The following is a 14338-nucleotide window of genomic DNA, read 5'->3' as shown; positions in this document are numbered from 1 at the left end:
CCGTCCCTCCCACCCCCTCGCCTCAGCCGTTTCTCGTCAGTTCCGCCTTGCCGAACAACAGTGCGTAGCCCTGGGGGAGTTGGGCGATCAGGTGGTTGGTCGTGGTGGGGCCCGCGAAGTGGGACAGGACGGTCAGTACCGAGGTGACGTGCCAACGTGCCTTGTCCGGCGGGGTGTTGTTCAGGCGGGCGGCCACCTTGTCCACGAACTCCGTCGCCCGGACGGGGGAGTTCGGGTCGTACGGGTGGGCGGTGAGGAGGTGCGCCGCCTCTGGGGGGAGGGTTCGGGTCAGGGACGTCCGGTCAGGAGCGGGGAGGTGGGGGGAGAGGGTCTTGAGTGTGGTGCGGGTGACTCGCTCCGCCTCCGCCTCGGTGGGGTACTGGCCCGTGCTTCTCACCCTCGCGATGAAGCGGGGCCAGCTCTCGGGCGTGCGGACCAGCGAGTGCCTGGGGGCCGGGATCTTCGTCCCCGTAGTACTCGGGGTACTCACGGTCGGCTTCGGGGTGGTCGCGTGAGGCTTCGGCGTGGTCATTCTTCTCTTTTCCGCTCGGGTTTCCCTGTGCTTCCCCCAGCGCTCCTGCCCGGTTTCGCCGAATCGACACCGCCGTAGAAGTTGACAGTGACGGGCTCAGGTTCGAGGAGGGCCGTCTTGTCGGGGTTAGCCTCGGGGGAAATCCCTAGGAGGTATCCCGTGGCCAAGGTTCCCAGCTCTCTCGTCGCCGCCGGTGGGCTCGTCGGCGGGTACGGTGTCGCCCGCTGGACCAAGAAGCGGCAGCTCGGCGGGGTCGTGCTCGCCGGCGCGGGGGCCGCTGCCGCCTGGCAGTGGAAGGAGCGGGCCGGCGGGAAGGCCGCGGGGGCGCTCGGTGCCGCGTACCTCGCCGCGTTCGCCGGGTCCCACCCGCTGGCCAAGAAGGTCGGGGCCTGGCCGTCCGTGTTCGGGGTCGCCGGGGCCGTCGCGCTCGCGTCGTGGGCGGTCGCGGACCGCAAGGGTGACTGAGTCGGCAGGCTGGCTGAGCAGGCAGGGTCGCTGAGCAGGCAGGGCAGCTCATCCCCCCAGGGGCAGGGTGGCTCATCCCCCCAGGGGTGCTGAACCTCCAGGGCTCCTACTGACGCGGCGCCGACGGCGTCTCACTCTCCAGAGCTACCCCGGCAGAGTTAGGGGTCGTACCCGTACGACCCTCAGCCCTCCTCGCCCCGGAACGCCCGCCGGTACCCCTGCGGACTCGTCCCCACCACTCTCCGGAACCGTTCCCGGAATGCCGTCGGCGACCCGAACCCCACCTGCGCCGCGATCCGCTCGACCGGATACGACGTCGTCTCCAGCAGATACTGGGCCCGCCGCACCCTCGCCCGATGCAGCCACCTGAGCGGCGTCGTCCCGGTCTGCTCCCGGAACCTCCGGTTCAGTGTCCGCGCGCTCGTGCCGGCCCGCGCGGCGATCTGATCCAGCGTCAACTCCCGTGCGCACTCGGCCTCCAGCCACTCCAGCAGGGGTTCCAGAGTCGCCCCGGACGGCGCCGGGGGCAGGTCGTGGACGATGAACTGCGCCTGCCCACCCTCGCGTTCGAGCGGCATGACACACATGCGGGCGGTGTGCGCGGCGACTGCCGAGCCGTGGTCCCTACGCACCATGTGCAGGCACATGTCCATCGCAGCCGCGGCCCCCGCCGACGTCAGGAACTGCCCGTTGTCGACGTACAACACGTCGGGATCCACGTCGACTTGGGGGAAACGTGCGGCCAGGTCCGCGGCCGCGAACCAGTGGGTCGTGGCCCGCAGGCCGTCCAGCAGGCCCGTCGCCGCGAAGAGGAACGCGCCCACGCAGACGGACGCGATCCTCGTCCCGTTCGCCGCCGCCTCGCGCAGCGCCTCGCCGACTCCCGCCGGCAGTACGGCCGGCGGGTCCTCCACGCCGGGCAGGACGATCGTGTCGGCCTCGGCGAGCAGTTCGAGACCGTGCGGCGGGCGCATCGTGAACGGCCCCGCCCCCATGCCGACTTGTACGTCCGCCCCCGCCCGCAGGCCGCACACCTTCACGTCGTACGGCCGACGCCCGTCCGGCAGCCGCGCCCAGCCGAAGGTGTCGATCGGCAGGGAGAGGTCGAAGGGGATGACTCCGTCCAGCGCGAGCACGGCCACGGTATGCATGACGAGATCCTAGGCAGGCACCGGCTTTCCGCCACCCCGGTGCCACCCGGCGCCGCCCCGGCGCCGCCCCGGCGCCGCCCCGTCCCCATCACTTCACGCGCCCGTCGTCGAGCCCGGCCGCACGATCATCAGGACCGTCACCGTCGCCCACAGCAGGTTGAACACGCCGGTGAACATGGCGAGTCGGACGGTCATCCGCGGGCTTCCCCCGCCCTCGACCAGGACTTCCTGCCGGGGCAGCACGAGGACGACCAGGACGAGCGCGGCGGCGACCGTCAGCACCGTCGACGCGATCAGCCACGCGTCCCCCATCACCCCCATCGCGCCCGCCGTGGCGAACCCCAGCACCGGTACCGCGATGCCGACCGCGGCGTACGCCCGGCAGATCCGGTGCAGCAGCCGCACGGAGGCCCCCGCCCGCTCGTCCTCCGGCTCGGCCAGCATCCTGCGCGCGGCGGGCGGGAACATACTGGCGGCGACCGTGACCGGACCGACGGCGATGATCGCGGCGAGAACGTGCAGGGCGAGGAGGAGCTTGGTCATACGGCGACGGTATGAGGGGCAAGGATCTTGGAGAAGTGGCGGGATTGACAGGGGGCAACGGGTTCTCGCCAGAGGGCAGGCGGGCCGGGGGACGTACGGGTACTACGGAGGCTACGGGGGTTACGGGGACACGGGTCCGGTGCCAGGTGACCCGGAAGGTGTACGGGTACCAGGGGTCCGATGCCAGGCGGCTCAAAAGGTGTACGGGTATTACGGGTACGGCCCGACAAGCACGGCAGCCGACGCCCGACACCCCGTACCCGTAATACCCACCCCCTCCCCCCACTTTTCGTTATCGCCCCAGCCCCCACCCCGTCTCCCCCCACATGCACCTCACCCGACGCACCCTCCTCAAGACCACCGCCCTCACCGGAGCCGCCGCCACCCTCACCCTCCCGACGGCCGCACCCGCGACGGCGGCCCCCGCCGCCTACGCCCACCCCGGCCTGCTCCACACCACCGCCGACCTGACCCGCATGGCCACCAAGGTCAAGGCCGGCGCGACCCCCTACACCGCCGGTTACGCGAAGCTCACCGCCAACCGGCACTCCCAGTCCGGCTGGAACCCCAACCCGCAGAAGACGGTGTACCGGGGCGCGGGCAGCCCGCAGAACTACGCGGTCCTCTACAACGACCTGCACGCCGCCTACCAGAACGGCCTGCGGTACCACGTCGGCGGCGAGGAGGCCCACGCCGACACCGCCGTGCGGATCCTGAACGCCTGGTCGGCCACGCTGACGTCGATCGAGGGCTCGGCGGACCGCTTCCTCGCGGCGGGCCTCTACGGCTACCAGGCCGCGAACGCCGCCGAACTCGTCCGCGACCACCCGGACTTCGACCTCGACCGCTTCCGCACGATGCTCACCGAGGTCTTCGCCCCGCTCAGCGACAGCTTCCTGCTGCACCACAACAACGCGGTCCTCACCAACTACTGGCCGAACTGGGACCTCACCGCCCTCGCCTGCGTCCTGGCCACCGGCGTCTTCTGCGACGACAGAGCCCAAGTCGCCCGCGCCGTCGACTACTTCAAGAACGGCGAGGGCCTGGGCGCGGTCAGGAACGCGATCCCCGTCGTGCACGACGACGGCCTCGCCGAGTGGCTGGAGGCCGGCCGCGACCAGGGCCACACCCTGCTGGGCGTCGGCCTCATGGGCACCGTCTGCGAGATGGCCTGGAACCAGGGCGTCGACCTGTACGGGTACGACGACAGCCGGTTCCTGAAGGGCGCCCAGTACGTCGCGAAGTGGTGCCTCGGCGAGTCCGTCCCGTACACCCCCAACACCCGCCGCAAGGGCGCGATCGGCGGCTGGTCCGGCAGCGAGACGGCGTCCGCGGCGGCCGGCGTCGACCCTAACGCGACCCGCCCGGTCTGGGCGATGATCGCCAATCACTACACGAAGCGCCGCGGCCTCGACGCCTCGTACGTCACCCGCGTCGCCGCGAGGTCCGCCCCCGAGGGAGGCGGCGGCGACTACGGCCCCAACAGCGGCGGCTACGACCAACTCGGCTTCGGCACCCTCGCGTTCACCCGCGACAAGTCCACGAGCCGACAGAGCGGCCGGCAGCCGCAGACCGACGCCGCCGCCGGCCCTGCCCCCACTCCCGCCCCGACCGACCCCCGCACCGGCACGGGCACCGGCACCGGCACCGGCACCGGCACCGGCCAGTCCACCGGCACCTCCTCACCCTCCCTCACCCCCACCCCCACCGACCTCGCCGCCACCGGCACCCCCGCCGACCTCACCCCCTGGGCCACCGCCACCGGCATCACCACCCTCGCCGCCGGCTTCCTCCTCCTGCGCCGCCGCAACAGGAACCGCACCCCTCAGCCCGCCACCGGCCCCCAGCCCACCGGCACAGGCACCGGCGGCACCGGCACCGCCTCCCGATCCACCACCCCTCAACCCCCCACAGCCCGCGACACCGTATAGATCAGCACCCCCGCGAGCGCCCCCACCACCGTCCCGTTGATCCGGATGAACTGCAGATCCCGCCCGATGTGCGCCTCGATCTTCCGCGTCGTGTGCTCCGCGTCCCACCCGGCGACGGTGTCCGTGATCAGCGACGTGATCTCCTTGCGGTACGTCGTCACGACGTGGACGGCGGCCCCCTCGACCCACCCGTCCACCTTCCCCTGGACGGAGGGCTCGGCGGCCATCCGCGCGCCGAGCGACAGCAGCGCGGCCCGCACGCGCAGCCGCAGCTCGCTGCGCTCGTCCTCGGCGGCGGCGACGATCATGGAGCGGACGGCGGTCCAGGCGGACGCGATGAGGTCCTGGACCTCGCCCCGGCCCAGCACCTCGGTCTTGAGGCGTTCGACCCGCGCGCGGGTGTCCGTGTCGGACTGGAGGTCGGCGGCGAAGTCGGTGAGGAACCGGTCGAGGGCACCGCGCGCGGGGTGCGAGGGCATGTCGCGCATCTCGGTGACGAAGCGCAGCAGCTCCTTGTAGACGCGCTCGCCGATCCGCTTGTCGACGAACCGGGGCGTCCAGCCGGGCGCCCCGCCCTCGACGGCGTCCATCACGGAGTCGCTGTGCGCGATCAGCCAGTCGTGCGCCCGCGTGACCACCAGGTCGACGGCCCGCCGGTGGCCGCCGTCGGCGACGACCTTCTCCAGCATCTTGCCGATGCCGGGCGCGATCTCCTGTGCGTCCGCGCGCCGGGTGATCGCCTCGCCGACGACCGCCTGGACGTCGGAGTCGCGCAGTACCGCGAGCGCCCCGCGCAGGGCGGTCGCCAGCTCGGCGGTGACGCGGTCGGTGTTCTGCGGCTCGGCGAGCCAGGCGCCGAGCCTGCTGCCGATGCCGACGGAGCGCAGGCGCTGGCGTACGACGTCCTCGGAGAGGAAGTTCTCGCCGACGAACTCGCCCAGGGACACCCCCAAGGCGTCCTTCTTGGTGGGGATGATCGCCGTGTGCGGGATGGGCAGGCCCATGGGGTGGCGGAAGAGGGCGGTCACGGCGAACCAGTCGGCGAGCGCGCCGACCATGCCGGCCTCGGCGGCGGCGGCCACGTACCCCGCCCAGGCGTCCGCGCCCTGGTGGTCGGCCCACTTCGCCAGCACGTACACCACGGCCACGAAGAGCAGCAGGCCCGTCGCGGTGAGCTTCATCCGGCGCACCCCGCGCCGCCGCTCCTCGTCGGCCTCCGTGAAGGCGGTCATCGTCCGGTACGAGGGGGCAGCGCCCCCGGCACCCGACGGCCTCCCGACGCCCGACGCACTCCCGACGCCCCCGGCACCCGGCGCGTCCCCGACACCCCGGGCACTCGACACGCCCCCGGCGTCACCCGCACCCCGCACGCCCCCGGCCCCCTCCACATCCACTCCACTGCGCTCCATAGGCTCCACCCGCTCGGCGATCTCCTCCCCATTGTCCTTCTTGCTCCTGGAACGGGAGAGGAGTCCCGTCGGTTCCCGCCGCCCCGCCTGTCACTCGCGCGGGTGACCCTCCCGTCGTTCACGCTGCTCACGCCGCTCCCGGTGCTCCCCCAGCAGATCCCGCACCACGTCGTGATGCCCCTCCAGCATCCGCCGATGATCCCCCCGGCGTTCCTCCCGCCGTTCTTCCCGCAACTGCCTCCGCGCCTCCCGCCGCTCCAGCTTCTCCTGCCGCAGCGCCGCCTTCGTCCGCTTCCGCTCGATGCCCACCGCGCCCCAGAACGCGACCCCGGTGATCACCACACGCGGCGCCCCCGGCCCGGCGGGCACCCCGCTCTCCCGGTGGCTGAAGTCGCCCATGATCCCGACGCCCTTGGACACGACCTCGACGCCGGGCGGGACGACGACGTCGATACCGCCCATGATCGCCACGCAGTTGATCTGGACCTCGCCGGCGGAGAAGTCCGCCTCGCGCAGGTCGAGTTCGCCGCCGCCCCAGAAGACGACGCAGTTCATCCGCCGGGGCACCGTCCACCGCCCCTTGCGCTGGAAGCCGCCCATCACCGCCACGGCCCAGCTCGGCGACTCCTCCCCGCCGCCGACCACCCGGCCGGTCCAGTCCCCGTTCGCCGGCGGCTCCTTGACGAGGCTCACCGGCGCCTGCGGGCCACCGCCCGGCGCGGGCAGGTCACGGGTGATCGGCGTCAGCTCGCCGTACGTGCGCGCCTTGTAGGTCGCCTCCAGGCGTTCCTCGAACTCCTCCATGTCGAGGCGCCCCTCGGCGAGGGCGTCCCGCAGGATCTCCGCGACCCGTTCGCGGTCGGCGTCGGATGCGCGCAGTTCCGGGGAGTGCTCCGTCATACGGCCAGCCTACGAGCAACTGGCGTACGGCACTACGCCGTTGCCCGGTCCGGCGGGGGTTTGGGGGTGCCCCCGGTGTTCCCGGCGCCCCGGCCGTCCCCCAGCGAGCGCAGCATCTCGGCGATCACCGTCTCGATGTCCGGCTCCCGCACCGACAGGTCCACCAGCGGATACTCCGCCGCGATCCGCGCGACCAGCGGAGCCGCCGACGCGGACGCCGGGAACGCGAGCCACTGGCGTGGCCCCTCGACGCGCACCACACGCGCGGGCGCGCCCGCGTCGATGGGCGGGAGTTCACGCTCCAGGTCGACGACGAGGACGCGCTCGCTCTCGCCCGCCTCATGGAGCCCGGCGAGCGGACCGTCGTACATCATGCGGCCGTGGTCGATGACCATCACGCGCTTGCAGAGCTGTTCGATGTCCTGGAGGTCGTGGGTGGTGAGCAGGACGGTCGTGCCGCGTTCGGCGTTCAGCTCCCGCAGGAAGTCGCGGACCTTGGCCTTGGAGACGACGTCGAGCCCGATCGTCGGCTCGTCGAGGTAGAGGACGTCGGGGTCGTGCAGGAGGGCCGCCGCGATGTCGCCGCGCATCCGCTGCCCGAGGGACAGCTGGCGCACCGGGCGGTCCAGCAGGTCGGCGAGGCCGAGGAGTTCGACGAGACGGTCCAGGTTGGCGGCGTAACGGGCGTCCGGGATGCGGTACATGCGGTGCATCAGGCGGTACGAGTCGATGAGCGGGAGGTCCCACCACAGGGTCGTGCGCTGGCCGAAGACCACGCCGATGCGGTGGGCCAGGCGCGTGCGCTCGCGCGCGGGGTCGATGCCGGCGACGCGCAGCCGGCCCCCGCTCGGAGTGAGGATGCCGGTCAGCATCTTGATGGTCGTCGACTTGCCGGCGCCGTTCGGGCCGATGTAGCCGACCATCTCACCGCGTCCGACGGTGAACGACAGCGAGTCCACCGCGCGCACCTGCGTGCGTTCACGCCGCAGGAAGCCGGTCTTCCTGCGGACGTCGAACACCTTCTCCACGCCGTCGACCTCGATGAAATCGGTCACGGTTCAGCTCCCTGTGCTCCGGTACGACCTGACGCCCGCCCGCCACACCAGCCCGGTGAGCGCGCAGCACAGCGCCGCCACCAACGGCGGTGCCCACGCGGCCCCTTCGGGCAGTCCGAGCGGGTAGGGGCGGCCCAACACATATGACGCGGGGACCCAGTTGACGAACGCCAGCGGGAAGACGAACGTCACGCCGCGCAGCACCTCCTTGGCGAACACGGTCGGCGGGTACTGGAGCATCGTCCCCCCGCCGTAGGTGAACGCCGCCTGCACCTCCGCCGCGTCCTGGGCGATGAACTGGAACGCGCCGCCCGCGACGAACACCGCCGAGAAGATCGCCCCGCCGGACAGCACGGTCACCGGCACGAGGAGCACCTTCTCCGGCGTCCAGTGGACGTCGAGCGCGGTGAGCGCGTACCCGAAGATCAGGGCGCCCTGGGTGATGCGGCTGAGCCGGCGCAGCGCGAAGCGGTCCGCCGCGACCTGCGCGAGCACGGGCGCGGGGCGCACGAGGAGGGTGTCGAGGGAACCGTCGCGCACGCGCGTGCCGAGGCGGGCCACCGAGCCGATCGCGAGGTCCGCGATCCCGAACGACATGCCCGCCAGGCCGTACAGGAAGGCCACCTCGGGCAGCGTGTAGCCGCCGAGGCTGTCGACCTGCGAGAACATCAGCAGGATCCCGACGAAGTCGAGGCCGGTCAGCAGCAGGCCGCTGACCAGGGTCATCGCGAACGACGCCCGGTAGGTGAGGGTGGAGCGGATCCACATGCCGGCGATCAGCCGGTACGCGCGCACGCCCTCCGTGAACCGGTTGCCCACGCTGTCCGGAAGCAGGTCAGCCACCCTGGACCACCACCCTTCGCGTGGCGACCGTCACCAGGAGGCGACCGGCGGCCAGCAGGACCAGCGCCCAGGCCGCCTGGAAGGCGAAGACGTGCAGGGCGCCCGTCTTGCCCATCAGGAGGTCGGCGGGCATCTGGAGCTGGGCGGCCCACGGGAGGGCCTGGACGACGTCCCCGAGGGCGCCCGGGAAGGCGTTCAGCGGCAGCGTCATGCCCGAGCAGAACAGGCCGGTGATCATCATCACCTGGAGGGCGCCCGTGCCGTCCATGAGCCAGAACGCGGACAGCGCGACCAGGAAGCGGATGCCGAAGCTCACCAGCGCCGCCAGGACCAGCGCGCACAGGAACCACAGCCAGCGCACCGGGTCGTGCGGCAGGGCCGTCGGGAAGAGCAGGGCGCCCACCACGAACGGGATCACACCCCGGCCGACCAGCTGGAACGCCGCGCGCCCCAGGTCCGCCGCGAGCCACCACAGCTGGAGGTCGACCGGGCGGTACAGGTCGACGGCGACGTCGCCCGTGCGGATCCGCTCCATCAGGTCGGTCTCCATGCCGCCGCTCTGCAGCGCGAGCGTCGCGAAGAGGGCCTGGCCCAGCCAGACGTACGTCACGGCCTCCGACTGGTCGTATCCTCCGAGATGCGGGCGCTCGTCCCACAGCGCGAGATAGGTATAGACCAGGATCAGGCCGAAGACCGTGTTCGTGAACACCCCGGCGGCAGTCGCGACCCGGTACGTCGCGTACCGTCGGAAACCCCCCACCGCGACGGCCACGTACAACCGCGCCGGACCCACGGCAAGCACCCCTCTCCCTGTGACGTTCCTCGCACGGCACCGAAGCGCAGGAGCCTAGTGCGCAGGAACGGTGACGTGCCACGCGTTTTCCCGGCCAACGCGTGCCGATTGCCGGGAACGGTTCGCATGGTGCGAGAGTCTTCAAACCAGGGGCGCGCGAAAATCGAGCACGACGAGCACGACCGAGCGACGACGAGCACCACGAAGCGAAGCACGCCGCGCGAGAAACGACAGACCCGCCAGAGCACCAGGTACGCACAGGAGTCCGAGCAACACATGAGCGACGAGCCGCAGCCGCAGCGACCGACCCAGGGGTGGGCGCCGAGAGAGCCCCTGGGCGACGCCACGGGCGTCCCGGACGCCCCGGACGCCCCTGAGGGCGGCAAGAAGGCCAAGCGGCCGAAGCGGACCGGGTGGCGGCGGCTGATCCCCACCTGGCGCATAGTGCTCGGCACCTTCATCGTCGGCGTCCTCGCCGTCGTCGGCCTGTTCTACCTCGGCTACTCGATGGTCAAGATCCCCCCGGCCAACGCGCTCGCCACCAAGCAGTCCAACCTCTACCTCTACGCGGACGGCACCGAGATCGCCCGCGACGGCGAGGTCAACCGCGAGAACGTCACCCTCGCGCAGATCTCCAAGGACGCCCAGCACGCCGTGCTCGCCGCCGAGGACCGCGACTTCTACAGCGAGTCCGCCATCGACCCCAAGGCGATGCTCCGCGCCGGCCTCAACACCGCGATGGGCAAGGGCAAGCAGTCCGGCTCCACCATCACCCAGCAGTACGTGAAGAACTACTACCTCGCGCAGGAGCAGACCGTCTCCCGCAAGGTCAAGGAGTTCTTCATCTCCATCAAGCTGGACCAGGAACAGAGCAAGGACAAGATCCTCGAGGGCTACCTGAACACGTCGTACTTCGGACGTAACGCGTACGGCATCCAGGCCGCCGCCCAGGCGTACTACGGGGTCGACGCCACCGCCCTCACCCCCGGCCAGGGCGCCTACCTCGCCGCCCTGCTCAACGCCCCCAGCGAGTACGACGTCATCGCCCACCCCGAGAACAAGGGCGCGGCCGAGGCCCGCTGGAACTACGTCCTCGACGGCATGGTCAAGAAGGGCTGGCTGGAGCAGTCCAAGCGGACGGGCATGAAGTTCCCGACGCCCCTGGAGTCCAGCGGCGCCGCCACCGGCATGTCCGGGCAGCGCGGCTACATCGTCACCGCCATCAAGGACTACCTCAAGGACAACAACGTCCTCACCGAGGAAGAGCTCGACGCCGGCGGCTACCGCATCACCACCACCCTGGAGAAGACCAAGCAGGACGCCTTCGTCAAGGCCGTCGACGACAACCTGATGGCCAAGCTCGACAAGAAGAACCGCAAGGTCGACACCTACGTGCGCGCGGGCGGCGCCGCCGTCGACCCCAAGACCGGCAAGGTCCTCGCCATGTACGGCGGCATCGACTACGTCAAGCAGTACACGAACAACGCGACCCGCCAGGACTTCCAGGTCGGCTCCACCTTCAAGCCGTTCGTCTTCACCTCCGCCGTCGACAACGGCTCCACCACCCAGGACGGCCGCACCATCACGCCGAACACGGTGTACGACGGCACCAACAAGCGCCCCGTCCAGGGCTGGTCCGGCGGCGGCTACAACCCCGCCAACGAGGACGACGTCAACTACGGCGACATCACCGTGCGCACCGCGACGGACAAGTCCGTGAACTCCGTGTACGCCCAGATGGCCGTCGACGTCGGCCCCGCCAAGGTCAAGGACACCGCGATCGCGCTCGGGCTGCCCCGTAGTACTCCGGAGCTCAACCCCTACCCCTCGGTCGCCCTCGGCGTCGCCACCGCCAGCGTCCTCGACATGGCCGAGGCGTACGCCACCCTCGCCAACCACGGCAAGCACGGCACGTACACCCTGATCGACAAGATCACCAAGGACGGCAGGACCACCATCGAGCTGCCCGCCCAGAAGACCAGCCAGGCCGTCAGCCGCGAGGCCGCCGACACCACCACCGCGATCCTCCAGAGCGTCGTCGAGAACGGCACCGCCACCGCCGCCCAGGCCGTCGGCCGCCCCGCCGCGGGCAAGACCGGCACCGCCGAGGAGGACCAGGCCGCCTGGTTCGCCGGCTACACCCCCGATCTCGCCACCGTCGTCTCCGTCATGGGCCAGGACCCGCAGACCGCCGCGCACAAGTCGCTGTACGGCGCCATGGGCCTCCCGCGCGTCAACGGCGGTGGGGCGCCGACCGAGATCTGGGCGCAGTTCATGAAGGACGCCCTCAAGGGCACCCCCGCCTCCGACTTCGACCTCCGCCTCCAGGACGGCGCCGACGTCGTCCAGAACCCGCCGTCCACGCCCTCCGACACCGACCCCACCGGCCCCGACAACGGGGGCGAGCCCAGCGCCGGGGCGACCGACGGCGGCAACACCCAGGGACAGAACCAGGGCGCCACGCAGGGCGGGGCCGCCCAGGGCGGGGCCACCGGGGGGACGCCGGGCACCACGGGCGGGGACACCTCCGCCGGAGGTACTACGGGTACCACGGGCGGCGACACCTCCACGGGAGCCACCGGAGGTGACGCCTCCGGCGGGGGTACTACGGGTACCACGGGAGGCGACACGTCCACCGGGGCCACCGGGGGTGACACCTCCGCCGGCACCGGAACCTCGACAGGACCGGCGTCCGGCGGAGCCAACGGAGGAACACCAGGGACATAGCGGTACCACGGGCCCGGACCGCGGGCCGTAGGGGTACTACGGGTGGGGCTCAGTGACCGGAGGTCGCTTTGAGCCCCACCACCGCTGTCAGCAGCAGGACGACGAAGAAGACGCGGGCCCCGGTGACCGGCTCGCCCAGCGCCGTCATCCCGACGACCGCCGCGCCCGCCGCACCGATCCCCACCCACACCCCGTACGCCGTACCGATCGGCAGCGAACGCGCCGCGTACGACAGCAGCAGCATGCTGGCGACGATCCCGGCGCCGGTGAACAGGCTCGGGACGAGACGGGTGAAACCCTCGGTGTACTTCATACCGATCGCCCAGGCGACTTCGAGCAGACCGGCGAGGACGAGCAGGAGCCAGGCCATGACGGCACCTCCGGAGGTTGAACTCGGAACGGGGGTGCGTCGTCTTTACGGCCGTGCTGATCGGATCGCCCGGTACGGCGCGTCTCGTCGGGCGGAGATCCGGTACCAGGCCGCCAGGGCCTGTGCCCACCGAGGCTAGCAAAGGGCAGGCACGAGGGGCCGGTGACGATCGTCACCGGCCCCGTACCGCTCAGGTACTACAGGTCTCAGGTACTACAGGTACAGCCCCGTGGAGTCCTCCGACCCCTCGAAGCGGTCGGCGGCGACCGCGTGCAGATCGCGCTCGCGCATCAGCACGTACGCCACGCCCCGCACCTCGACCTCGGCACGGTCCTCCGGGTCGTACAGGACCCGGTCACCCGGCTCCACCGTCCGGACGTTCTGCCCGACCGCCACGACCTCCGCCCAGGCCAGCCGACGGCCCACCGCCGCCGTCGCCGGGATCAGGATCCCGCCGCCCGAACGCCGCTCGCCCTCACTGCTGTCCTGCCGTACCAGCACCCGGTCGTGCAGCATCCGGATCGGAAGCTTGTCGTGCTGGGTGCCGTGCTCGTTACTGTTGCCGCTCACACCTCGAACCTACCTGCCTCGGGGGAACCCGTACGCCTGCGGGGGTAGACCCCTAGTCCCTACGCCGCCGGGTACCCAGAACCAGCAGGCCCACGACACCGACGGCCAGCAGGGCCACGGGGACGATGCGCTCGACGCGGGGGGCGCCGTCGTCGTCCGTGAACTTCGCCGTGACGTCGCTGACGACCCGGTTGACCTGGACGTAGGCGCGTCCGAGCGTGTGGTCGACGTTGGCGACGACCTTGGCCTTCGCGTCGCCGACGATCGTCTTGGGGTGGACCCGTACCCCGATCTCGTCGAGTGTCTCGGCCAGCGTCTCGCGGCGGCGCTTGATGTCCGCCTCGATCTGCGCCGGCGTTCTCGTGTCCGGCGTGTCCGCAGTGTCCGCAGTGTCCGCCACCGTACGGCCTCCGAAGTCAGCTGATGCGTTGTTCCGCACAGTCTGTCAGCTTCTCGGGGCGGCGCACGGGCAGGGGCCGCCCTTGTGGCGCCGCCGGATACGCTGGCCGAATGAGCGAGCGACTCCAGCCCGGCGCACCGGCCCCCGCGTTCACCCTTCCCGACGCCGACGGCAACGAGGTGTCCCTTGCGGACCACAAGGGCCGCAAGGTCATCGTCTACTTCTACCCGGCGGCGCTGACGCCCGGCTGCACCAAGCAGGCGTGCGACTTCACCGACAACCTCTCGCTGCTGGCCGACGCCGGTTACGACGTCATCGGCATCTCCCCCGACAAGCCCGAGAAGCTGGCCAAGTTCCGTGCGCAGGAGTCCCTTGGCGTGACCCTGCTCGCCGACCCCGACAAGGCCGTACTCGAGGCGTACGGGGCGTACGGGGAGAAGAAGCTGTACGGCAAGACCGTCGTCGGCGTCATCCGCTCCACCGTGATCGTCGACGAGTCCGGCAACGTCGAACGCGCCCTCTACAACGTCAAGGCCACCGGCCACGTCGCAAAAATCATCAAGGACCTCGGCATCTGAGACTCCTCCCCCACCAACCGATCGGCCCGCCCCGGGAGTTACCCGGCGCGGGCCGGTCCACGTTCCGGGCG

Annotated in this window: 15 protein-coding genes; 4 read left to right on the top strand and 11 right to left on the bottom strand. The window is 71.3% G+C overall.

Translation table 11 applies throughout. The features are described from left to right. Nucleotides 1–22: 22 nt before the first annotated feature. Nucleotides 23–532: a DUF2267 domain-containing protein gene (locus IAG44_RS25685; RefSeq protein WP_187749430.1), complete on the bottom strand. Its 510-nt coding sequence runs from the start codon at nt 530–532 to the stop codon at nt 23–25. A 159-nt stretch (nt 533–691) separates the two neighbouring features. Here IAG44_RS25685 and IAG44_RS25680 point away from each other — a divergent pair, with 159 nt between their 5' ends. After that, nucleotides 692–997, top strand: coding sequence for a hypothetical protein (locus tag IAG44_RS25680; protein WP_187749429.1), 306 nt, complete (start codon nt 692–694; stop codon nt 995–997). A 182-nt stretch (nt 998–1179) separates the two neighbouring features. Here IAG44_RS25680 and IAG44_RS25675 read toward each other — a convergent pair whose 3' ends face one another. Together IAG44_RS25675 and IAG44_RS25670 are read right to left on the bottom strand one after the other, a co-directional pair. Beyond that, nucleotides 1180–2148: a GlxA family transcriptional regulator gene (locus tag IAG44_RS25675; protein WP_187749428.1), complete on the bottom strand. Its 969-nt coding sequence runs from the start codon at nt 2146–2148 to the stop codon at nt 1180–1182. A gap of 93 nt (nt 2149–2241) precedes the next feature. Then, on the bottom strand, nt 2242–2691 hold the full coding sequence (locus IAG44_RS25670) for a hypothetical protein (RefSeq protein ID WP_187749427.1): 450 nt from the start codon (nt 2689–2691) through the stop codon (nt 2242–2244). 326 nt (nt 2692–3017) lie between these two features. Here IAG44_RS25670 and IAG44_RS25665 point away from each other — a divergent pair, with 326 nt between their 5' ends. Then, a complete protein-coding gene (locus tag IAG44_RS25665; protein ID WP_187749426.1) occupies nt 3018–4622 on the top strand; it encodes an alginate lyase family protein in 1605 nt (534 codons plus the stop codon). Here the strand turns inward: IAG44_RS25665 and IAG44_RS25660 are convergent. From IAG44_RS25660 to IAG44_RS25640, 5 genes are all read right to left on the bottom strand, one after another. Beyond that, a complete protein-coding gene (locus IAG44_RS25660; protein ID WP_187749425.1) occupies nt 4592–6031 on the bottom strand; it encodes a DUF445 domain-containing protein in 1440 nt (479 codons plus the stop codon). The genes IAG44_RS25665 and IAG44_RS25660 overlap by 31 nt on opposite strands. Before the next feature lie 90 nt (nt 6032–6121). Then, nucleotides 6122–6931, bottom strand: coding sequence for a DUF1707 SHOCT-like domain-containing protein (locus IAG44_RS25655; RefSeq protein WP_187749424.1), 810 nt, complete (start codon nt 6929–6931; stop codon nt 6122–6124). Nucleotides 6932–6963: 32 nt separating this feature from the next. Continuing rightward, a complete protein-coding gene (locus IAG44_RS25650; RefSeq protein WP_187749423.1) occupies nt 6964–7986 on the bottom strand; it encodes an ABC transporter ATP-binding protein in 1023 nt (340 codons plus the stop codon). Nucleotides 7987–7989: 3 nt separating this feature from the next. Next, nucleotides 7990–8754, bottom strand: coding sequence for an ABC transporter permease (locus IAG44_RS25645; protein ID WP_187752861.1), 765 nt, complete (start codon nt 8752–8754; stop codon nt 7990–7992). A gap of 67 nt (nt 8755–8821) precedes the next feature. Further along, on the bottom strand, nt 8822–9622 hold the full coding sequence (locus tag IAG44_RS25640; protein WP_187752860.1) for an ABC transporter permease: 801 nt from the start codon (nt 9620–9622) through the stop codon (nt 8822–8824). A gap of 276 nt (nt 9623–9898) precedes the next feature. Here IAG44_RS25640 and IAG44_RS25635 point away from each other — a divergent pair, with 276 nt between their 5' ends. Then, on the top strand, nt 9899–12349 hold the full coding sequence (locus IAG44_RS25635) for a transglycosylase domain-containing protein (protein ID WP_187749422.1): 2451 nt from the start codon (nt 9899–9901) through the stop codon (nt 12347–12349). A 49-nt stretch (nt 12350–12398) separates the two neighbouring features. Here IAG44_RS25635 and IAG44_RS25630 read toward each other — a convergent pair whose 3' ends face one another. From IAG44_RS25630 to IAG44_RS25620, 3 genes are all read right to left on the bottom strand, one after another. Continuing rightward, nucleotides 12399–12719 (bottom strand): DMT family transporter, encoded by a 321-nt coding sequence (locus IAG44_RS25630; RefSeq protein WP_187749421.1) that lies wholly within the window; start codon nt 12717–12719, stop codon nt 12399–12401. A 213-nt stretch (nt 12720–12932) separates the two neighbouring features. Next, nucleotides 12933–13289 carry a GroES family chaperonin gene (locus tag IAG44_RS25625; protein ID WP_187749420.1) on the bottom strand — a complete coding sequence of 119 codons (357 nt, stop codon included), beginning with the start codon at nt 13287–13289 and terminating at the stop codon, nt 12933–12935. A gap of 52 nt (nt 13290–13341) precedes the next feature. Continuing rightward, the gene (locus IAG44_RS25620; RefSeq protein WP_187749419.1) at nt 13342–13689 is read right to left on the bottom strand and encodes a DUF3618 domain-containing protein; all 348 of its coding nucleotides are present in this window, start codon (nt 13687–13689) and stop codon (nt 13342–13344) included. A 110-nt stretch (nt 13690–13799) separates the two neighbouring features. Between IAG44_RS25620 and bcp the strand changes: the two genes are divergently transcribed. Next, the gene (bcp, locus tag IAG44_RS25615; protein WP_187749418.1) at nt 13800–14267 is read left to right on the top strand and encodes a thioredoxin-dependent thiol peroxidase; all 468 of its coding nucleotides are present in this window, start codon (nt 13800–13802) and stop codon (nt 14265–14267) included. The last annotated feature ends 71 nt before the right edge of the window (nt 14268–14338 follow it).

It is taken from the genome of Streptomyces roseirectus (assembly GCF_014489635.1).
In the GTDB taxonomy this organism is placed as follows: domain Bacteria; phylum Actinomycetota; class Actinomycetes; order Streptomycetales; family Streptomycetaceae; genus Streptomyces; species Streptomyces roseirectus.
The sequence above is the reverse complement of the archived record's forward strand: the minus strand, read 5'-3'. Positions and strand labels throughout refer to the sequence as shown.